The following is a 20,047-nucleotide window of genomic DNA, read 5'->3' on the forward strand; positions in this document are numbered from 1 at the left end:
TCGGTACTCATACCGCTTCCTCCTCGGTTCCGATATACGCATTGATCACCGTCTGGTCGTTCTTGATCTCGTCCGGAACTCCGCTGGCGAGAATCGCACCGTAGTCCAGGACGTGAATCGTCGAGCAGATCTTCATGACCAGCGGAATGTCGTGTTCGACAAGGCAGATCGCGAGCCCCCCGTCGGCGAGACCGCTGAGCAGAGCCGAGAATTCCTCGGTTTCCTGCTCCGTCTGCCCGGATGCCGGCTCGTCGAGCAACAGGACCCTCGGAGAGGTCATGAGCGCTCGCGCCACCTCCACCACACGAGCACGCCCGGTGGGGATATCCGAAACATCCTTGCCCGCGATATCCGCCAGGCCGGTCAGTTCGAGCAACCGGTCGGTCTCGGCTTCCACATCGATGCGTGCACGACTGTTGGCATTGTGAATGTCGCCTGCCACGCGCAGATTGTCGCGCACCGACAACGACACGAACAGTTCGAGACGCTGGAAGGTCCGCGCGAGGCCACGACGCGCCCGCTTGTACGGCGGGGTCGACGTGATATCGCGACCGTCGAGGAACACCGTGCCTGCCGTCGGTTTCTGCAAACCGGTGATGGTGTTGAACAAGGTGGTCTTCCCGGCACCGTTCGGGCCGATCAGCCCTGTGATGGTTCCGTTCGATATCCCGATGCTCACATCTTTGACTGCCTTGTGACCACCGAATTGAACCGTGATATCCCGTGTTTCGAGAATCGGTGTGTCAGCCATTGGTGACCAGCTCCTTGTCGGTCCGGACGGGAGGGGTCGCCAGGTACTCGGCGATACCGAGTTCCCGGTCGATCTCGTCGCGCACCTGATCGCTGTAGGGGACGTCGAGACCCACGCGCTCCGGTACCAGCGGCGCGCGCCGCTTCGCTTCCTCGGCTCCGAGCACCGCCTCCGGCATCAGCCACTGCCCCATGACGGGAAGCATGAACACCGTCGCGATGGTGATCGATGCGAACCACCAGTTGTCCAGAATGCCTCCGAGCGCAAGGAGGTAGGACACCAGCACCACCGCAGCTCCACCGATCAGCACCGGCTTCGCGTTCGCGAGATGACGGTAGCCTTCGACCATCTGATGGACACTGCCACTGGGGTTGGCCGCAACTCCGATACCGATCAGCGCCGGGCTCACCGCAGCAATATGGCCGAAGAGCGTCCACATGTCGGCGTGACCCGGTTGCGCTGCAGCAAGATTCGCGAACGAGGTCATGATGACTGCGAAACCGATACCCGACATGATGCCACCGAACAGCGCACCCGACACGTACCCGATGCCCGCGACGACCGTGAGCATAAGCAGCGACAGGCTCACCATGATCGAGAAGCTCTCAGCGGACACCGAACCCATCGCACTCGCCATGAACAGGCCGCCGAGCCCCGCGATGCCGGACGACAGCATGAACACTCCGAGCTTGAGTCGCACGAGACTCTGTCCGAGCATCGCCGATGCCGCGGGGCTGTCCTTCATCGCGGCCAGTCGTCGTCCGTAGCCGCTGTTGCGCAGAGCGATGATGCCGACGCCGAGCACAGCGAACACGACCGTCATGGTCATGAGGAACACGGTCTCGTTGCTCAGATCCAGTGGCCCGACCTTCAGCGGCGGAATTGCGATGTTTGCGTCGGTGAAGATGGAGAACTCGATACCGAAGAGTTCGCGCGTCGTGGTGTCGCGCAACACCATGTTCGACAGGAACACACCGAACGCCATGGTGGCCAACGCCAGATACAGACCGCGGAGCCGCAGTGCAGGCAGTGCGATCAGCCCGCCGATCACGGCTGTCACAGCGACACCGAGCGCCACACCCCACAGGTTCAGGTGCGCGGCGAGTCCGGCACCGGAGATCCCGAAGTGGAACGCGACGATCGTGGAGATCGCCCCGAACGACACCGGCGCCAGGTTCATCTCACCCGCGTACCCGGTGAGCAGCGTCAACGACAACGCGATGATCGCGAAGGTCATACCGATGGTCAGTGTGGTGACCGCCGAGGTCACCATCAGCAGTCGGATCGCGTAGACGATGACCACCAACGCCACCGCCCACGCCACGGCCTTACGCACCGACGGCACATGATAGCGCTCGCGGGTGCGGGTCACCGCGCCGCGCAGACGATCCTGAGGAAGCACGATCAGGACGACGAACAACGCGATCATCGGCAGCGACACACGCAGATTCGACGTCCATGTCCACGCGGTCGGGAAGTATGCGAGCACGTAGGTGGCCGTCAAGCCGAGGAAGAGCGCCCCTGCGAAGGTACGGGGAATGCTGCGCAGCCGACCGAACATCGCGGCGGCAAACGCATCGATGACCAGCAACGTCAACATGTTCGCTTCGAGGGTGCCGCCGTTGATCGGTGTCACGAGGATCCCGGCCAGCACCGCGAGCGTCGACCCCATCATCCACGACAGGGCTGCGAGCCGGTCGGGGTCGTGCCCGTTGAGCCGCAACAGGTCCGGGTCGTCCACGACGCCGCGCATCGCGACGCCCGCGCGGGTCCTGGTGAACATCACGCGCAGCCCCACCGCGATGAGTATGGCGACCGCGATGCAGATCAGTTCGTGATAGCGGATCCCGACGCCGAATATATCGATGCCGTTCCGGTCGCCGAAGAACATCGTCATCGTCCTGGCCTGCTCCGGATGCCAGAACCAGTGCGAGACGGACAGCATGCCGAGCAGGATCGAGACCGTGACGACGATCTTGGTGACTTCCGCGGTGTCGCGCATGCCGCGCATGATCACGACGTAGAGCAGCAGTCCCATCATCGGCCCGAGCACGCCGAGCGTGAGGATGAGCGCCACCGGGGTGGGCAGGCCCCAGCCGTAACGCAGCTGCCAGTAGACGAATGCGCCCAGCATGGCCTGCGCGCCGTGCGCGAAGTTGAAGATGCCCGACGTGTTGTAGGTGAGAACGAGGCCCGATGCGGCGATGGCATACACCGAACCGAGCACCAACCCCACGATCGTGAAGGTCAGGAAGGTATCCATGCAAGTACCTCTGGTCGAGGGTGTCGGCGGTCGCAGGTGCGTCCGCCGACACCGGTCGAAGGGATCAGGCGGTCGGCCTGATGACGTTCGGGTTCAGGAATTTCGTGGAGATGCGGTCGGGGCCCAGTTCGGTGCCCCACGTGCTCGCATCGGTCGCGACGAGGTACTTGTCGTCGCACTTGAACTCGCCCGTCTCGGCGGGGAACGCCTGCGAGTACTCCGTACCCTTCACCGTCACCATCAGCCCGCACTTGGCCGGCATGTTGGCGCCCGGGTCGGTGACGGCATGCAGTCCGCCGCCGTCCCATTCGTGGACCTGCGAGAGTTCGTTCACCATGCACTGCCGGGTCAGGTCGGAGCCACAGTCCTTCGCGGCAGTCGCCCACAGCAGGAACGACGACGTGGCCTGCATTCCGAGCAACGCGGTCTTGCCACCCGCTTCGGTGACGAGGTCGACGTACTGCTTCACGGCCGGGATCGAGTCACTGTTCTCCAGCATCTGGAAGGTCATGCCGGCATGCAGGTTGTCGAGCAGGCCGTTCTCACCGTTCCACGCGGGCACGGCGTTGGCATACCAGGTGGCCTCACCGAGAATGATCGGATCGATACCGACCTGGTCGAGTGCCTTGACGAAGTTGAACTCGGCGGGCACCGGCGAGCGAGATGTCCACAGGCCCTTGACGTCGCATTGCTTGAACTTCTCGGCGAACGGGACGTAGCTCGATTCGCCTTCGTAGTTGAGGGTGACGCCGCAGTTCTTGAGCGTGAATCCGGCTGCTTCGGCGATCGAGCGGGTCTTGGTGTTCGCCGAGATGATCGTCGGCATCGTGCTGTCGACGATGTCGAACTCCCCGACGAGCTCGGGGTGCATCTCCGCCATCTGGAACCACTGCGACCCGTTCGCGTGGTCGACCGGGAACGGAACGCCCTGGAAGGTCATGGGCCCGTTCGCCGCGTCGGGCGACACGGTGAACCCGGGGACGGACACGAGGTTGCAGGCGACACGCGTCTGCTCGGAGGTCTGGTCCATGGCGAAGCCGTGACCGACCAGCATGAACTCGGACGTACACGCGTTCTGCGTGACGGCGTTCGCCTGCGTCATCGCTGCGTCGTAGCGGGTGCCGACGATCGTGCGTCCGTTGATGCCCCCCTGGTCGTTGCACCAATCGATCATGGCCGCGACAGCGTCGCCCATTTCCTTGTTCAGGCCCGGGCTCTTGGTGTAGCCGCTGTCGTCGCCGTAGCCGATCCTGATCTCGGTGTCGGTGACGCCCTGGTCCGTTCCCCCGGCGGCATCGCCTGCACCGCAGGGCGACTCGAGGGTTCCGAACTTCACATCGGTCGGAGCGGCGGCCGCCTCCGCGGCGGCGGCCGGAGCGAGCCCGGCAAGAGACGGATCCGAACCGCGATCCGTTGCACAGGCCGTGGTCACCGCCATGGTGGCGGCCAGGCCGGCCACCAGCTTCGAAGCAGTACTGCGTTTCACGATGAGAAGCTCCTTCGTCTCGAGCGCGCCGAGGACGGCGAGGGAATCGGACCTCGCGGCGGCATATCGGGGTGCCGAGAAAGTAGCCAGCGCCGTGCAACGGACATCTCGGACTCCCGGTGAGTGAGACTTGGGCGTGATCGCCACCACAGCGCACTCCCGGTCAGTGGTAACGGTCACGCCATACTGGGGACCCGGCGTGAGATCGTCGCGCGGCAATGAGTGAAGTACCCCTCGGCGACACCGAAGAAAGGCGATCGAAGTGACAGCACCAGCTGACGTCCAACAGATGCTGCAGAAGGTCGTATCCCAACTGACAGGCCCCGGCGGACGGTTCGAGATCGCTGTGGAGGAGGTTCGCGGGAACGCCATGCCCGTAATGGTCAATCGCGATCGGCGTGTCGGCGACGTCATCGCTGCATCGAAGGCGTGGGGCGACCGCGACTACATCGTCACGGCCGACCGACGTATCTCCTTCGCGCAGCACGCCGACGCGGTGGCTGCCCTGGCCACGACCCTGCGCGACGAACACGGCGTGGGCAAGGGCGACCGGGTCGCGATCCTTGCCGCCAATTCGCCGGAATGGATCATCACCTTCTGGGCGACGCAGTCCCTCGGTGCGATCAGCGTCGGGCTCAACTCGTGGTGGGTGCCCGCAGAGATCGCGTACGGCGTCGACCTGGTGAAGCCGAAGGTGATCGTGGCCGACGCCAAGCGTGCCGCGCTGCTCGCCACGGCCGAGGTGTCCGGGTTCGATGTGCTCTCGATGGAAGAGGATGTGCCGCGGATCGTGTCCGCAGCGTCCGGCGCCGAGCTCCCGATCACCGACGTCGCCGAGGACGATCCCGCCGTCATCCTGTTCACCAGCGGCACCAGCGGACGCCCCAAGGGTGCTGTGCACTCCCAGCGGAACCTGCTCGCCGTCATCGACTACCACCGGTTCAACGATGCGATGATGGCAACGATGTACGGGCGCCAGTACGACGACTCCGCGCCGAGCGACCTTCGTTACCTGTTGACCTCGCCGCTGTTCCACATCGCCAGCCTGCACAACCTCGCCGTTCCCCGGCTCGCCACCGGCAGCGCGCTCGTCATGACCGAGGGCGCCTTCGACGTCGACAAGGTGTTCACCTTGATCGACCGTGAGAAGGTCACCAACTGGGGCGCCGTCCCGACCATGGCGTCGCGCATGCTCGAGCACGAGGGCACCGACAAGTACGACCTGTCGTCGCTGAGTGCGTTCGCGCTGGCGTCCGCACCGTCGTCGCCGGCGTTCAAGAAGCGACTGCAGGAGAAGTTCCCCTTTGCCCAGCAGGCGCTGGTGGACAGCTACGGCCTGACCGAGTGCAGCACCGCGATCGCTGTGGCGACCGCACCCGAACTCGAAGCCTTCCCCGGCACCCTCGGCAACCCGATTCTCACGGTGAGCATGGAGATCCGCGACCCGTTCGGCGAGAAGGTGGCCGACGGCGTCGAAGGCGAGATCTGCGTTCGCAGCCCGTTCGTGATGCTCGGCTACTGGGAGAACGACGCGGCCACCGACGCCGCGATCACCTCCGACGGATGGTTGCGCACCGGCGACTACGCAGTCCTCCAGAACGGTCGCCTCCGGTTGACCGGCCGGCGTTCCGATCTGATCCTGCGGGGCGGCGAGAACGTGTACCCCACCGAGATCGAGCAGGCACTCGACGAGCATCCCGATGTCCAGGAGTGCGCGGTCATCGGTGTCGCGGACGAAGACCTCGGGCAGGAAGTCGCGGCAGTGGTGGTGTTGCGACCCGGCGGTGGGGCGACCGAAGACGATCTTCGGGACTTCCTGAAGGAGCGTCTCTCCTACTACAAGATCCCGAAGACCTGGAAGATCACTCAGGATCTTCTGCCGCGCAACGCGACCGGCAAGATCATCCGGCGCGATCTCGCGGTCTGACGATAGTCACAACCGAAAAAGGCAGATACACACCTTCAGAAGGTGTGTATCTGCCTTTTTCTGCAGCACACGCCGGGGTGCGCTATCCCAGCCCGAACAACGCAGCCGCGTTGTGGTGGCACACCTCGCGCACCCACGCTGAATCCGGCGCGAACCGTTCGACCGCCTCGAGCTGGTGGAGGTAGCCGTACGGGATGTTGGGGAAATCGCTGCCGAGAAGAATCCTCGACCGGAGGGCGTCGAGCCTGGGCAATGCCGCCTCGGGGAACGGCATATCCGCTTCGACGAAGTCGGTGAACGCCATCGTGGTGTCGAGGTACACGCGTGGGTACTCGTCCGCGAGGTCGAGGAAAGCCTCGTACTCCGGCATACCCATGTGCGCCACGATCACCGTCAGATTCGGATACCGGCGCATGAGTTCGGCCATCGGCCCGGGGCCGGTGTGTGTTCCGGGAGCGGGCCCCGACCCGCAGTGCACGACGATCGGCAGGCCCGCGTCCTCGAGTAGTCCCCACACATCTTTCAGCTGTGGATCGAGTGGCGTGTAGTCGCCGACCTGGATGTGGGATTTGAACACCACTGCACCGGACGAGATCGCATCGGACACGTAGGACGCCGCGCCCGCCTCGGGATAGAACGTCGCGGTGTGCAGGCAGTCCGGGGTGCGGGCGGCGAAATCGGCCGACCATGCATTGAGCCACGCCGCCATTTCCGGCCGATGCGGATAGAGCATCGACGTGAAGTACCGGACCCCGAACGCGCGCAGGCGCTCGACGCGTTCCTCTTCGGTGTGCCGGTAGGTGATGGGCCAGGTCCGTCCGACGAGCGGCCCCGCGGTGTCGAAGTACTCCCAGACCTTGTCCATCACGTTCTTCGGCATGAAATGCGTGTGGACATCGATGAGCTCATCGATGCCGTGACGCCGACGGAACTGCGCAATCTGTTCGATCTCGTTCACACAGCGACCGTACCGGGGCCGATCGACGTCCGTCTGCGCACCGATGCCGACGGGAAAACCCGAGTTCAGAGCGGTATCCGACCCGATCCTAGAAATCCCTCTGGCTTAGGTTATGCTAACCGTTTTATAGGGTGTCCTAAACGGCATACCCACCCCTTTGTAAGCAAGCAGCGAGGAAATTTGATGAACGCATCCCGCCTGTACCGAGGTGCCGTCCTCGGCACCCTGGCTGCCCTGGCCCTGACGGCATGTTCGAGCGACCCCGCCACCGAGGCGACCGACGACACCGCCGCCACTGTCACCGTCGAGGACAACTTCGGCCCCCAGACGGTCACAGTGCCGCCGCAATCCGTCGTCGCCACCGACAACAGCACGTTCGAGACTCTCGACACGTGGGGTATCCCGCTCGCCGCAGGCGCGGTCACCCTCATGCCGAACACGATCTCCTACACGGAGGACGAGAGCATCATCGACCTGGGCTCGCATCGTGAGCCCAACCTCGAAGCCATCGTCGCCGCAGATCCGGACCTGATCATCAACGGCGGACGGTTCGCCCAGTTCCGCGAACAGTTCCAGGACCTCGCACCGGACGCCGCCATCGTCGAGGTTTCCCCGCGCGACGGCGAGTCCTTCGACGCCGAACTCAAGCGCGGCGTCACGGTTCTCGGCGAGATCTTCGACAAGGAAACCGAAGCACAGGCTCTCAGCGATGCGTTCGACGAATCCATCGCCCGCGTGCAGGCCGCATACTCCCCCGACCAGTCGGTGATGGGCCTCATCGTGTCCGGTGGCCAGATCGGGTACGTCGCCCCGAGCACCGGCCGCACCATCGGCCCCATGTTCGACATCTTCGGCCTGACCCCCGCTCTCGACGTTCCCGAGGGAACCGACGACCATCAGGGCGACGACATCTCCGTCGAGGCCATCGCAGCCTCCAACCCGGGCCTGATCATCATCATGGACCGCGACGGCGGAACCTCGACCGGTGGCGGACCCGACTACATCCCTGCCACCACGGTGATCGAGCAGTCCCAGGCGCTGCAGAATGTGGCGGCGGTCCAGGAGGGCAACATCATCTACCTGCCCACCGACACCTACACCAACGAGAGCATCCAGACCTACACGGAGTTCTTCAACTCCCTCGCGGATCTGCTCGAAAAGCAGAACACACAGGGCGAAGCGAACAACTGATCTTCGCGCGAGCGAAGTGAGTACCTGACGCACAGCGTCGATCGCCGTGGGCCCGGCCATCAGGCCGAGCCCACGGCAGGCGTTATTCACGAGTGAGAACGACGGTGACATGAGCACTCAGACCCAATCTCCCCGGACCGGGGAGAAGCTGTTCGACTGGAAGCTCCTACTGGGATTCCTCGGGGTCGGAGTCCTGCTGGTCATATCACTGTTCACCGGTGTGTTCGACATCTTCGGCGGCGAATTCGGCTGGGAGATGTTCAGCATCACCCGCATCCCCCGCACGATCGCGCTGGTCCTCGCCGGCGCCGCGATGGCGATGTCCGGTCTCGTCATGCAGTTGCTCACGCAGAACCGTTTCGTGGAGCCGACCACGACCGGCACCACCGAGTGGGCCGGACTCGGTCTGCTGATCATGATGATCGTCTTCCCCACCGCCGGCCTCATGCCCCGGATGATCGGCGCGATCGTCGCCGCTTTCATCGGAACGATGATCTTCTTCATGTTCCTACGGCGAGTGCAGCTGTCGTCGTCGCTGATCGTTCCCATCGTCGGCATCATGCTCGGCGCTGTCGTCGGCTCCATCACCACATACATCGCTCTGTCCACCGACAAACTTCAGAGCCTGGGCATCTGGTTCGCCGGAAGCTTCACGTCCATCGTCAAGGGCCAGTACGAAGCCCTCTGGATCGTTGCGATCGTCGCGGTGCTGGTATTCGTCGTCGCCGACCGACTCACGGTCGCGGGACTCGGCGAGGACGTGGCCACGAATGTCGGCCTGAACTACAACCGCATCATTCTTCTGGGAACCGGCCTCATCGCCATCTCTACCGGAGTCGTGACCGTCGTGGTGGGCGCCCTTCCCTTCCTCGGGCTCATCGTCCCCAACATCGTCTCGATGTTCCGTGGCGACGACCTACGCAGCAACCTCCCGTGGGTGTGCCTGCTCGGCATCGCCATCGTGACCGTCTGCGACCTGATCGGCCGAACGATCATCATGCCGTTCGAAGTACCGGTATCCCTCATCCTCGGAGTCGTGGGCTCCGTCGTGTTCATCACCCTGCTTCTCCGGAGCCGCCGCAATGCCTGATACGACGCTTCCTGAGAAGACCATGCTCGAGAAGACTCTGCCGGATACGGCCGTCGAGCCAGCGCCCACCACTGCCGTGAAGACCGAGCACACGGGCTCCGGAGCATTTGCCACCGCACGCCAACAGCGTCGCTACTGGATCCTCGTCGGGGCCCTGGTTCTGCTGTCCGTTGTCGTCGCCGTGGGGATCGTGACCTGGAACAACCCGGCGCCCTTCGGGACGGCGGGATTCTGGCGGATCACGCAGATGCGCGCGACCAACCTCGTCGTGATCGCCATCGTCGTCGTGTGTCAGGCCGTCGCGACGGTGTCGTTCCAGTCGGCGACGAACAACCGCATCATCACACCCTCCATCATGGGTTTCGAGGCGCTCTACGTCGCGATCCAGACCGCCGCCATCTTCTTCCTCGGCGCGGTCGGAGTGACGACGTTCCAAGGGGTGCCGCAGTTCGCCCTCATGCTCGTCCTGATGGTCGGCTTCTCGCTGATGCTCTACGGATGGTTGCTCTCCGGCAAGTACGGGAACATGCAGGTGATGCTCCTGGTCGGCATCGTCCTCGGTGGCGGCCTCGGCTCCGTGGCCACCTTCATGCAGCGCATGCTCACCCCCAGCGAGTTCGACATCCTCACCGCCAAACTGTTCGGGTCGGTGTCCAATGCGGATGCGTCCTACCTGCCGTTGGCGATCCCGCTCTGCATCGCGTCTGCGGGGACGCTGTGGTGGCGATCCCGCCGGCTCGACATCGTCGCGCTCGGTAAGGACATGACCACGAACCTCGGCCTGAACCACCGCCGCGAGATCATGCTCATTCTGTTCCTGGTGTCGGTCCTCATGGCCACCACCACGGCGCTCGTGGGCCCCATGACCTTCCTCGGCTTCCTCGTGGCGACCCTCGCCTACCAGTTCGCAGCCACGCACGATCACCGCTTCGTGTTCCCGGTCGCGATCCTCACCGGGTTCGTCATCCTCGGCGGTGCCTACTTCGTCCTGAAGAACATCTTCTACGCCGAAGGTGCCGTCTCCATCATCATCGAGGCCGTCGGCGGCTCGGTGTTCCTCTACGTGATCCTCCGGAAGGGCAGACTTTGACTACTCCCCGCCCTGAAGGACGGGGACTCTCGGACTCACATCCGGGAGTTCCTGTTTCACCGGCGATTGCGGACGGGAGGACCCGTGCCGTCTGACATCGCCTCCGCAGGCGTTTGGTGCCTCCGCCAGCCCGGCGGCGACGAGGATGTTCTTCGCGGCGTTGATGTCCCGGTCGTGCCGGGTGCCGCAGTCGGGGCACGTCCAGTGGCGTGTCCCGAGGGACAGCACGGCGAGCAGATGCCCGCACGCACTGCACGTCTTCGAGCTGGGATACCAGCGGTCGATCACCACGAACCGGCGTCCGGCCCGCTCGGCCTTGTACTCGAGCATCGACCGGAACTCACCCCACCCGCATTCGCTGATCGACTTCGCCAACCGGCGGTTGCGGACCATGTTGCGCGGGGCGAGGTCTTCGACGGCAATCGTGTCGAACCGCGCCGCGAAGTCCTTGATGCCGAGGTCGACGCCGACCGATTCGCCGGTCTCGGGCAGCGGGGCGGGATCGGTCGTGTCGACGGCGAACGTCACGAACCACCGGCCGTCCGCCTCGCGGGAGACAACCACCATTGTCGGGTCGAGCGTGGCAAGGTCGATGTCCGGCCAAGACCACGCCACCCGCAGCAGCGCGGTGGTCTTCGCCGGCCACAGCCCGTCCGTTTTGATGCGGAACGCGGAGCGTGTGTAGTGCGCGGACTGGCGAGAATGCCGGTTCTTGAACCGTGGGTACTTGGCGGTGCCCTTGAAGAACGATTGGAACGCGGTGTGCTGGTGGCGCAGCGTCTGCTGAAGCGGCACCGAGGACACCTCGCCGAGGAACGCAAGCTCCTCGGTTTTCTTCCACTCGGACAGCGTGGCGTCGGTTTCCTTGTACGAGGTCGATTTCTGCTCGGTGGTGTACCGGCGTTGCCGGTCGGCGAGGGTCTTGTTCCACACGACGCGCACGCAGCCGAATGTGCGGCGCAGCAGCGCCGACTGTTCGGGGTCCGGGTAGGCCCGGACCTTGTATGCGGTCCTCATCTCCTCATGACAACAGAAGGGTCCGACATGTCGAACGCCATTCCTGCCCGCCGTGAACGACGGGGCATCCTCGCGAGGTCCCTGTGATCGAGATCAAAGGACTCTGTAAGGAGTACAGCAGCACGGTCACGATTGGCGAGATCGACCTCACCATCCCCAAAGGCGGCATCACCGCCCTGGTCGGGCCCAATGGCGCAGGCAAGTCGACGATGCTGACGATCGTGGGACGGTTGCTCGGTGCCGACGCCGGAACCATCGAGATCGCCGGCTACGACGTTTCGAGCACCAAGTCGAAAGATCTCGCGAAGATCGTCTCGGTGCTCCGCCAGGAGAACCATTTCGTCACCCGGTTGACGGTTCGTCAGCTCGTCGGCTTCGGTCGCTTCCCGCACTCGAAGGGCCGCCTCACCCGCAAGGACGAGGAGGCCATCACCCAGGCCATCGAGTTCTTCGGACTCACCGACCTCGAACACCGCTACCTGGATCAGCTCTCCGGCGGGCAGCGGCAGCGCGCCTACGTGGCCATGGTGCTGTGCCAGGACACCGACTACATCCTGCTCGACGAACCGCTGAACAACCTGGACATGAAGCACTCGGTCCAGATGATGCAGCACCTCCACAAAGTCGCGGTCGAGCTCGGGCGCACCGTGGTCATCGTGCTCCACGACATCAACTTCGCCGGCCACTACGCCGACCGGATCTGCGCCATGAAGGACGGCAAGGTCGTGGAGTTCGGAACCCCCGACGAGATTTTGGTGGACGACGTGCTCACGCGAGTGTTCGATACCCCCGTCACTTGCGTCGACGGGCCGAACGGACGCCTCGCCGTCTACTACTGACGCAGCGCTGTACTACCGACACAGAGCTGTACTACCGACTCAGAACAAGGTCATTTCGGCGTCGGCGGCGGGCGAAGTCTTCTTGGGCTTGACCACCGCGGGCGCGACCTTCGGGACCTCGATAGGGCCGGGCAGCGCGGCGGCCTCACGTGCCGCTTCACCGGCAAGCTTGTCGGCGACCTCGTTGAAGTGGTTACCGACGTGCCCCCGCACCCAGCGGAACCTCACGGGGCCCGTGCGCTCGGCGATTTCGCGGTCGATGTCGCGAACCAGCTCGAGGTTCTTCACGGGGGCACCCGACGCAGTCTTCCAACCCTTGCGTTTCCAGCCGGGCAGCCACTCGGACGCACACTTGATCGCGTACTGGGAATCGGATTCGATGAGCAACGGGTCCGGTCCTGGATGAGCACGGAGCGCTTCGAGCAGCGCCCGCAGCTCCGCGATCTGATTGGTACCGGAGCGATCACCACCCGACGCGCTGGGGCCTTCGTGATTGACCCACGCCCACCCGATAGCGCCACCGGGATTGCGCAAGCAGGATCCGTCGGTGCTCACGATGATCATGCGCGAACCATAGCCTTTCCCTCCGACACCGTCTAAACCCGAGTTTCGTTCACGGGCGTACGGTGATTCGGTGCCCACGTCCACATTCGAGATGGACACCCGTATAAGAGTGCCATGGCCCGTCGACCTCGTGTCGACGCTTCGGCCTCTCCAGCGTGGCGGGTGGGATCCATGTCACCGCACCGACGGCGCCGCCGTGTGGCGGGTGTCTCGGATGGAGTCCGGTCCGGTGACCTACCGCCTGACCCAGGACGGCCCGAACGGAGTGCACGCCCGGCTGTGGGGCCAGGGCTCGGCAGAACTGCACGAGCAACTACCCGCACTCCTCGGCGCACGAGACGACCCGTCCGGCTTCGCACCCGAGCATCCCGTGCTCGTCGAGGCCCACCGGCGATTCCCGGCACTGCGGATCACGCGTACCAGCCGTGTCCTCGAATCGCTCGTGCCCGCCGTGCTCGAGCAACGAGTACACGGCGTCGCGGCATTCGCATCGTGGCGCCGCCTCGTCACACGTTTCGGCGACCCCGCGCCCGGACCCGCACCGGCAGGTATGCGCGTGCCGCCGAGCGCTCAGGTGTGGCGTCGCATCCCGTCGTGGGAGTTCCACAAGGCGAACGTCGATCCGTCCCGTGCCCGCACGATCGTGCGGTCCGCACAGCTCGCCGACCGTCTCGAGCGTTTGTGCGACGACACCCCGGACGAAGCCCAGCGGAAGCTGCGGACACTGCCGGGCATCGGGGAGTGGACTGCGGCCGAGGTCGCACAGCGCGCGTTCGGCGACGCCGACGCCCTGTCCGTGGGCGACTACCACCTGGCGAACGTGGTCGGCCGGTCGCTGCTCGGCAGACCCCTCGACGACGCGGGGATGGTCGAGTACCTCGAACCGCTACGCCCCCATCGCTATCGAGCGGTCCGGTTGATCGTCGCATCCGGTGGATACTCACAGGTTCCGAAGCGCGGACCACGCACACCGATCACCGATCACCGCGGTCACTGAAGAGGTACGAGTCCCGGCCTCAGGAGCGCCATCTGCCGGAACTCGCTTCCTGGATGCGCCCGACCGTAGACTCCGTCCATGCCCGCCACCGATGCCCCGACCGGTCCGGCCCGACTCGAGCATCTGCCCAGTTTCCTGCTGAGCCAGGCAGCGCGGCACGTCCACCGCGTCGTGTTCGACCGGCTCGACGCTGCCGATGCCCGCGGGCACCATTACCGAGTGCTCGCCGCGCTGGACGAGTACGGGCCGTCCAGCCAGGTCGATCTGGGGCGCCGGTGTGGTCTCGATCGCAGCGACGTCGTGGCCGTCGTCGACGCACTCGTCGACCGGCATTTCGTCGAGCGTGACCCCGACCCGAGCGACCGGCGCCGGAACATCATCAGCCTCACCCGCCGAGGGCGGAATCGGCTGTTCGGCCTCGAGCGGACACTTGCCGTGGTGCAGGACGAGGCGTTCGCCCCGCTGGATGCGGACGAGCGCGCGCAGCTCACTGTGATGCTGAGCAAGCTGGCGGAGCACCACACCCGATCCGTTCGGTCTTGAACCGAGCATTCCCAGAAGTATAGTTCTCTTCATGGAGAATAATATTCTGACCAAGGTCGCCCTCGTCACCGGCGCCAGCCGAGGAGTCGGCGCGGCCACCGCCATCGCTCTGGCCGACGCCGGGTACGCGGTGGCATGCGCAGCCCGGTCCACGCGAAACAACCCCCGACGCACACCCGGCACGCTCGACGACATCGTCGACACGATCCGCGCCCGAGGTGGCACAGCGATCGCCGTGCCGGTCGACCTGTCGGACCGCGAGCAGGTCGGCGCCATGGTCGAACAGACCGTCGCCGAACTCGGTCGACTCGATGTGCTCGTCAACAACGCCGGGGTCACCTTCGTCGGCGACGTCGACATCCCGCTGCGCCGCCACGACCTCGTGATGGCGATCGACCTCGACGCACCGCTGATCGCGATCCGCCATGCCATACCGCACCTGCGCGCGGCCGGCGAAGGCCGCATCCTCAACGTGTCCTCACTGGCCGCCCTGAAGCCGGTGCCCGGACTGATGTCCTACGGCATCGCCAAGGTGGGTCTGGAGCGGATGACAGTCGATCTCGCCCGCCAGCTCGCGGTAGACAACATCGCCGCCAACTGCTTCCGCATCGACTCCCCGGTCGCATCCGAAGGCACTCTGGCCAACCTGCCGGACGTCGACCACAGCGACTTCGCACCGAGCTCCGAGGCCGCCGAGGGCATCCTCTGGATGCTCGATCAGCCCACCGGTTACTCCGGCCGGCTCGAAAGCATGACCCACCTCGCTCACCGCGAAGGGATCATGCCCACGGCGGCCTCGCGGCCCCTGACTCCGACCGAAATGTTCACCGGCGTCCACGACGACCAGCCGAACGTATTCGTGGACGGGTGACGAAGTCAGACCCTCCGGATCCCTACAGCGACCGGGCGATAAGGGATTTCATCACTTCGTTCGCCCCCGCGTAGATCCGCTGGACGCGTGCATCCTCGTACATCCGCGCGATCAGGTACTCGCGCATGTACCCGTAGCCGCCGTGCAACTGCACGCACCGGTCGATCACTTCGCACTGCTTGTCGGTGAGCCAGTACTTGACCATCGCGGCGTCGGACGCGTCCAGCGTGCCGTGCAGGTGCTTCTCGATGCAGTAGTCGAGGAACACCCGGCTGGTGCGCGCGATGGTCTGACACTCGGCGAGCTCGAAGGCGGTGTTCTGGAATTCGAACAGACTGTGCCCGAATGCCTCCCGCGCCTTGGTGTAACGAACGGTTTCCTCGACGGCGCGTTCCATCGCACCCGCGGCCTGCGCGCCGATGATGAGACGCTCCTGCACGAGTTGAGCCATGAGCTGACCGAATCCGAGACCCTCCGATTCACCGAGCAGGTTCGACACCGGCACCCGGACGTCGACGAACGACAACTCCGAAGTGTCCGCCGCGTGCTGGCCGACCTTGTCGAGTACGCGGCCGACCTCGAAGCCGTCACAGTCGCGAAGGTCGACGATCAGCAGCGACACGCCTTTGGCGCCCGCCTTCGGATCGGTCTTGACGGCGAGCACGATGACGTCGGCCGACGCGCCGTTGGTGATGAACGTCTTGCTGCCGTTGACGACGTAGTGGTCGCCGTCGCGGATCGCGCTGGTCTTGATCGCCTTGAGGTCGGATCCGGCGGTCGGCTCGGTCATACCGATCGCACCGAGGATCTCACCGGTGGCCATTCCCGGCAGCCACGTCTTCTTCTGTTCTTCGGTGCCGTATTCGAGGATGTAGTGCGCGACGATGCCGCTGTGCACCGAGACCCCGAACGCGAGGTCGCCGGAGTAGCCCTGTGCTTCGAACACCGCAAGATCATGCGCGAATGTGCCTCCGCCACCGCCGTATTCCTCGGGCACCGAGCACAACAGCAGACCCAACTTGCCTGCCTTCGACCACACCTCGCGGTCGATGCGGCGCTGCGCGTCCCACTTCTCGGCATGGCCCATGATCTCGCGCTCGAAGAAGTCGCTCGCGAGTTCGTGGACGGCGCTCACTTCGTCGTCGTACCACGAGGGAACGTGCTTGTTCATGATGAAAGTCCTCTTTTTCTAACGGAGTTCACGCTTGAGGAGCTTGCCGCTCTGATTCCGCGGCAGCGTGTCGACGAACCGCACGGCCTTGGGCACCTTGAACGGCGCGAGGCGCTGCTTCACGTGATCGATGAGTTCACTCTCGGTGACGGTCTCGCCGTCCTTGCGCACCACGACCGCGGTGACGGCCTCGATCCATTTCTCGTCCGGAGTGCCGATCACCGCTACCTCGGCGACCGCACTGTGCGTGTAGATCGAATCCTCGACTTCTCGGGAAGCAACCAGAATTCCGCCGGTATTGATGACGTCCTTGATGCGGTCGACGACCGTGATGTACCCCTGAGCGTCGCGCGTGACGAGATCGCCCGAGTGGAACCAGCCGTCGCGGAACGCTTCCGCGGTGGCATCGGGATTCTCCCAGTAGCCGAGGCACAGCTGCGGCGACCGGTACAGCACCTCACCGGGTTCGCCGTCCGGTACGTCGTTGCCTTCGGTGTCGACGACACGGGTTTCGACGAACAGGATCGTCTTACCGCACGACGACGGCCTTGCCTCATGTTCCTCGGGGCGCAGCACGCACGCGAGCGGGCCGATCTCCGACTGGCCGAAGCAGTTGTAGAACGCCAGGTCGGGATAGCGCTCACGCAGTCGGTTGAGCACCGTCACCGGCATGATCGACGCACCGTACTGGGCCTTGCGTAGCGACGACAGGTCTCGGGTATCGAGATCGGGGTGGTTGGCGAGCGGCACCCACACCGTGGGCGCGAGGAACAGCGATCCGACGGACTCCTCCTCGATCATGCGCAGGATCCCCGGAATGTCGGGTGCAGGCAACAGCCGGACCGTAGCCCCGATCGCGAGGTACGGCAGCATGAACACGTGCATCGCCGCCGAATGGTACAGCGGCATGCAGATGAGGGGATTGTCGTCGGGCGCGAGATCGAGCGCGACTATCGACGACGTGTACTCGAACACGAGCGCCCGATGAGTCATCATGGCGCCCTTGGGCTTCGACGTGGTACCGGAGGTGTAGAGGAGTTGCGCCAGGTCGGTGTCGGCCACCTCCGCCTCGACGACGGGGACATCGCCCGTGGTGGCGAGCGCGAGGAGCGAGTCGTCCGTGTCGCGCAGAGCGAGGACGGTCTCGGTGGGGACCACGGAGAGCACCTGGTCGACGTTCTCGCGCAGCGCGGGATCGACGAGAATTGCTCGCGCACCCGACTGCCCGAGGAGGTAACTCAACTCTTCACCGCGCAGTGCGTAGTTGATCGGCACATGCACCAGGCCGGCACGCGCGGCTGCGAGGTAGCCGATCACGTAGGCATCGGAGTTGGTGCCGTACGCAGCGACCCGGTCTCCGGTATCGAGCCCGAGCGTCAGCAGGTGCGCGGCTGCGCGCGACACCGCGTCGTCGAGCTCGCGGTAGGTGACCGTGCGGTTCTCGAACCGCAATGCGGCACGATCGGGGAAGCGTCCGGCAGAGCGTCGGATGATGGCATCGACAGTGCTGGAACGAGGGTCGGGACTCATGTCGACGAGGTTATAGGACGTCCAACAATCGGTCCAGATCCAGCGGTCGATCGAGGTAGGAAGTCCCTCACCGCCCCTGCCACACCGGCGCGCGTTTCTCCACGAACGCGCTCATGCCTTCCTGCGCGTCGCAGATCATCGCGTTCTGGGCCATCGTCTCGCCCATCGCTTCATACGCCTGGTCCTGAGGAAGATCGATCTGCCGGTAGAACGCTTCCTTGCCGATCTTCACTGTCGCGGGCGAGGCGCCGACGATTTTCGCGGCCAGTGCCGTCGTCTCGATCTCCAGCTCGTCCGGGTCGACGACGAAGTTCACCAGACCCCAGTCGGCTGCAGTGTGCGCGTCGATCGTCTCGCCCGTGAGCAGCATCTGCAGCGCACGTTTGCGTCCGATTGCCCGGCTCACCGCAACCATCGGCGTCGAGCAGAACAGGCCGATCTTCACACCCGGCGTACCGAACACCGCAGCGGACGACGCCACCGCGAGATCGCACGCCGCGACCAGCTGACATCCGGCAGCGACCGCCGTGCCCTGCACCGAGGCGATCACCGGCTGCGGGATCGACTGCACCGTCTGCATCATCTCGGTGCAGGTGTCGAAAACTGCCCGCTCTTCCTCCAGGGTGCGACCGATCATCTCCCGCAGGTTGTGGCCCGCCGAGAACACCGGCCCCTCGGCCCGGATCACGATCACCCGAACCGCGGCTTCTGCGGACAACGCCCGCAGCCCCAGTGTCACCTCGCGCATGGTTGCCACCGAGAGCGGATTCCGCTGCTCGGGGCGATTGAGGGTGAGCACACCGATGTTGGAGGACTCGGCGACCGCGATGAGTACGGACGCGGGCAGGGACTCGTCGGCGGAGCGGCCGTTCGCGTGGTGATCCGTCACAGTCCCTTTCCTACACGACGCAGACGGCAGACGCCCTCACATCGCGCCGACCAGATCGGTGACTCCGACAGGACGGCGGCCCAGGAGCGCACGTAGCTGTGTGCTTCCGGCGACGAATCCGTGCCGATCGTAGAAGTCGAACATCGCAGCCAGGCGTGCACGCGCATCGACGGTGAGGTCGCCCCCGTGGCGGTCCATCCAGTCGGCCACCGGCACCTGCCCGACCACCACGGACCCAGGCGCCCGACGGCACAACTGCCGAACGCTGAGCTCCTCCGGCCCTCCGAGCTCGTACGTCGCACCGTGGTGGATGTCCGCACCCTCGATCAGGACACGGGCGGCGGCCTCCGCGACATCCGCCAGGCCCACGAACGAGAACACGGCATCCGGGTCGTACGGCACCGCGAGTGTGTTCACCGAGCCGTCGAGTACGGCGGCAAAATTCTCCGCGTACGCGCAGGGTTGCAACACCGTCCATCGCACACCGCCGTACCTGTGCAGCTCGTCCTCACACCGTGCCTTGTCGAGATGGTGCGGCATGTCGGGTGTGTACGGCCACGCGACGGAGTGATAGACGACGTGGTCGACGCCCCCCTCGGTAGCAGCGGCGAGCACCCGGCGCAGTAGCGCGGGCTCGTCGGGGTGCACGTTGGGCGCGATGAAGTACACGCCCCGGCATCCCGACAGGGCCTCCCGCAGGCCGGCACCGGTCTCGAGGTCGACGGCGCGATCGTCCGCCCGCCGGGCGGTATGTACCACCCGGCGAACAGAAGCCTTCTTCTCGAGCGCTGCCACGACGGCGGCCCCCGTCTTCCCGGCGGCGCCGATCACTGCAAGATCAGCGCCGCCGGACGTGAAGGCACCCACGAG

At 65.0% G+C, this 20,047-nt stretch carries 18 protein-coding genes; 8 read left to right on the top strand and 10 right to left on the bottom strand.

Features of this window, described 5'->3' with window-relative positions; genetic code table 11:
- Positions 1-7: 7 nt before the first annotated feature.
- The 3 genes from ACFWB0_RS01145 to ACFWB0_RS01155 form a co-directional block, all read right to left on the bottom strand.
- A complete protein-coding gene (locus ACFWB0_RS01145; RefSeq protein WP_378488566.1) occupies positions 8-751 on the bottom strand; it encodes an ABC transporter ATP-binding protein in 744 nt (247 codons plus the stop codon).
- Positions 744-3,014: an ABC transporter permease gene (locus tag ACFWB0_RS01150; protein WP_378488567.1), complete on the bottom strand. Its 2,271-nt coding sequence runs from the start codon at positions 3,012-3,014 to the stop codon at positions 744-746. The genes ACFWB0_RS01145 and ACFWB0_RS01150 overlap by 8 nt, the downstream gene beginning before the upstream one ends.
- Positions 3,015-3,078: 64 nt before the next feature.
- The gene (locus ACFWB0_RS01155; RefSeq protein WP_378488686.1) at positions 3,079-4,452 is read right to left on the bottom strand and encodes an ABC transporter substrate-binding protein; all 1,374 of its coding nucleotides are present in this window, start codon (positions 4,450-4,452) and stop codon (positions 3,079-3,081) included.
- Positions 4,453-4,762: 310 nt separating this feature from the next.
- Here ACFWB0_RS01155 and ACFWB0_RS01160 point away from each other — a divergent pair, with 310 nt between their 5' ends.
- Positions 4,763-6,427 carry a class I adenylate-forming enzyme family protein gene (locus ACFWB0_RS01160; RefSeq protein ID WP_378488568.1) on the top strand — a complete coding sequence of 555 codons (1,665 nt, stop codon included), beginning with the start codon at positions 4,763-4,765 and terminating at the stop codon, positions 6,425-6,427.
- A gap of 82 nt (positions 6,428-6,509) precedes the next feature.
- On the opposite strand, the gene ACFWB0_RS01165 is transcribed toward ACFWB0_RS01160, so the two are convergent.
- Positions 6,510-7,385, bottom strand: a complete 876-nt coding sequence (locus tag ACFWB0_RS01165) for an amidohydrolase family protein (RefSeq protein WP_378488569.1) — start codon at positions 7,383-7,385, stop codon at positions 6,510-6,512.
- Positions 7,386-7,568: 183 nt separating this feature from the next.
- On the opposite strand from ACFWB0_RS01165, the gene ACFWB0_RS01170 reads away from it, so the two are divergent.
- The 3 genes from ACFWB0_RS01170 (at position 7,569) to ACFWB0_RS01180 (ending at position 10,756) form a co-directional block, all read left to right on the top strand.
- Complete coding sequence (locus tag ACFWB0_RS01170; RefSeq protein ID WP_378488570.1) at positions 7,569-8,576, top strand: siderophore ABC transporter substrate-binding protein; 1,008 nt, start codon at positions 7,569-7,571, stop codon at positions 8,574-8,576.
- 109 nt (positions 8,577-8,685) lie between these two features.
- On the top strand, positions 8,686-9,666 hold the full coding sequence (locus ACFWB0_RS01175; protein WP_378488571.1) for an ABC transporter permease: 981 nt from the start codon (positions 8,686-8,688) through the stop codon (positions 9,664-9,666).
- A 22-nt stretch (positions 9,667-9,688) separates the two neighbouring features.
- On the top strand, positions 9,689-10,756 hold the full coding sequence (locus tag ACFWB0_RS01180) for an iron chelate uptake ABC transporter family permease subunit (protein ID WP_378488687.1): 1,068 nt from the start codon (positions 9,689-9,691) through the stop codon (positions 10,754-10,756).
- On the opposite strand, the gene ACFWB0_RS01185 is transcribed toward ACFWB0_RS01180, so the two are convergent.
- Positions 10,757-11,773, bottom strand: coding sequence for an RNA-guided endonuclease InsQ/TnpB family protein (locus ACFWB0_RS01185; protein WP_378488572.1), 1,017 nt, complete (start codon positions 11,771-11,773; stop codon positions 10,757-10,759).
- Positions 11,774-11,856: 83 nt separating this feature from the next.
- Here ACFWB0_RS01185 and ACFWB0_RS01190 point away from each other — a divergent pair, with 83 nt between their 5' ends.
- Positions 11,857-12,612, top strand: a complete 756-nt coding sequence (locus tag ACFWB0_RS01190) for an ABC transporter ATP-binding protein (RefSeq protein ID WP_378488573.1) — start codon at positions 11,857-11,859, stop codon at positions 12,610-12,612.
- Positions 12,613-12,651: 39 nt separating this feature from the next.
- Here ACFWB0_RS01190 and ACFWB0_RS01195 read toward each other — a convergent pair whose 3' ends face one another.
- Positions 12,652-13,176, bottom strand: a complete 525-nt coding sequence (locus ACFWB0_RS01195; RefSeq protein ID WP_378488574.1) for a ribonuclease H — start codon at positions 13,174-13,176, stop codon at positions 12,652-12,654.
- 91 nt (positions 13,177-13,267) lie between these two features.
- Between ACFWB0_RS01195 and ACFWB0_RS01200 the strand changes: the two genes are divergently transcribed.
- The 3 genes from ACFWB0_RS01200 (at position 13,268) to ACFWB0_RS01210 (ending at position 15,587) form a co-directional block, all read left to right on the top strand.
- A complete protein-coding gene (locus ACFWB0_RS01200) occupies positions 13,268-14,173 on the top strand; it encodes a DNA-3-methyladenine glycosylase family protein (protein ID WP_378488688.1) in 906 nt (301 codons plus the stop codon).
- A 78-nt stretch (positions 14,174-14,251) separates the two neighbouring features.
- Positions 14,252-14,716 (top strand): MarR family winged helix-turn-helix transcriptional regulator, encoded by a 465-nt coding sequence (locus ACFWB0_RS01205; protein WP_378488575.1) that lies wholly within the window; start codon positions 14,252-14,254, stop codon positions 14,714-14,716.
- 31 nt (positions 14,717-14,747) lie between these two features.
- Positions 14,748-15,587, top strand: a complete 840-nt coding sequence (locus tag ACFWB0_RS01210; protein ID WP_378488576.1) for an SDR family NAD(P)-dependent oxidoreductase — start codon at positions 14,748-14,750, stop codon at positions 15,585-15,587.
- Positions 15,588-15,609: 22 nt separating this feature from the next.
- On the opposite strand, the gene ACFWB0_RS01215 is transcribed toward ACFWB0_RS01210, so the two are convergent.
- The 4 genes from ACFWB0_RS01215 to ACFWB0_RS01230 form a co-directional block, all read right to left on the bottom strand.
- Positions 15,610-16,758 carry an acyl-CoA dehydrogenase family protein gene (locus tag ACFWB0_RS01215; protein ID WP_378488577.1) on the bottom strand — a complete coding sequence of 383 codons (1,149 nt, stop codon included), beginning with the start codon at positions 16,756-16,758 and terminating at the stop codon, positions 15,610-15,612.
- An 18-nt stretch (positions 16,759-16,776) separates the two neighbouring features.
- Positions 16,777-18,288, bottom strand: a complete 1,512-nt coding sequence (locus ACFWB0_RS01220; RefSeq protein WP_378488578.1) for an acyl-CoA synthetase — start codon at positions 18,286-18,288, stop codon at positions 16,777-16,779.
- 67 nt (positions 18,289-18,355) lie between these two features.
- Complete coding sequence (locus tag ACFWB0_RS01225; RefSeq protein ID WP_378488689.1) at positions 18,356-19,135, bottom strand: enoyl-CoA hydratase; 780 nt, start codon at positions 19,133-19,135, stop codon at positions 18,356-18,358.
- A 78-nt stretch (positions 19,136-19,213) separates the two neighbouring features.
- Positions 19,214-20,044: an NmrA family NAD(P)-binding protein gene (locus ACFWB0_RS01230; protein ID WP_378488579.1), complete on the bottom strand. Its 831-nt coding sequence runs from the start codon at positions 20,042-20,044 to the stop codon at positions 19,214-19,216.
- Positions 20,045-20,047: the final 3 nt, after the last annotated feature.

This window comes from Rhodococcus sp. NPDC060086 (assembly GCF_042730275.1).
In the GTDB taxonomy this organism is placed as follows: domain Bacteria; phylum Actinomycetota; class Actinomycetes; order Mycobacteriales; family Mycobacteriaceae; genus Rhodococcus.

Coding starts and splice junctions, on each gene's coding strand:
- ACFWB0_RS01180 (WP_378488687.1), top strand. CDS start 9,689: ATGCTCGAGAAGACTCTGCCGGATACGGCCGTCGAGCCAGCGCCCACC.
- ACFWB0_RS01150 (WP_378488567.1), bottom strand. CDS start 3,014: ATGGATACCTTCCTGACCTTCACGATCGTGGGGTTGGTGCTCGGTTCG.
- ACFWB0_RS01195 (WP_378488574.1), bottom strand. CDS start 13,176: ATGATCATCGTGAGCACCGACGGATCCTGCTTGCGCAATCCCGGTGGC.
- ACFWB0_RS01170 (WP_378488570.1), top strand. CDS start 7,569: ATGAACGCATCCCGCCTGTACCGAGGTGCCGTCCTCGGCACCCTGGCT.
- ACFWB0_RS01155 (WP_378488686.1), bottom strand. CDS start 4,452: ATGGCGGTGACCACGGCCTGTGCAACGGATCGCGGTTCGGATCCGTCT.
- ACFWB0_RS01220 (WP_378488578.1), bottom strand. CDS start 18,288: ATGAGTCCCGACCCTCGTTCCAGCACTGTCGATGCCATCATCCGACGC.
- ACFWB0_RS01210 (WP_378488576.1), top strand. CDS start 14,748: ATGGAGAATAATATTCTGACCAAGGTCGCCCTCGTCACCGGCGCCAGC.
- ACFWB0_RS01145 (WP_378488566.1), bottom strand. CDS start 751: ATGGCTGACACACCGATTCTCGAAACACGGGATATCACGGTTCAATTC.
- ACFWB0_RS01215 (WP_378488577.1), bottom strand. CDS start 16,758: ATGAACAAGCACGTTCCCTCGTGGTACGACGACGAAGTGAGCGCCGTC.
- ACFWB0_RS01205 (WP_378488575.1), top strand. CDS start 14,252: ATGCCCGCCACCGATGCCCCGACCGGTCCGGCCCGACTCGAGCATCTG.
- ACFWB0_RS01185 (WP_378488572.1), bottom strand. CDS start 11,773: ATGAGGACCGCATACAAGGTCCGGGCCTACCCGGACCCCGAACAGTCG.
- ACFWB0_RS01175 (WP_378488571.1), top strand. CDS start 8,686: ATGAGCACTCAGACCCAATCTCCCCGGACCGGGGAGAAGCTGTTCGAC.
- ACFWB0_RS01200 (WP_378488688.1), top strand. CDS start 13,268: ATGGACACCCGTATAAGAGTGCCATGGCCCGTCGACCTCGTGTCGACG.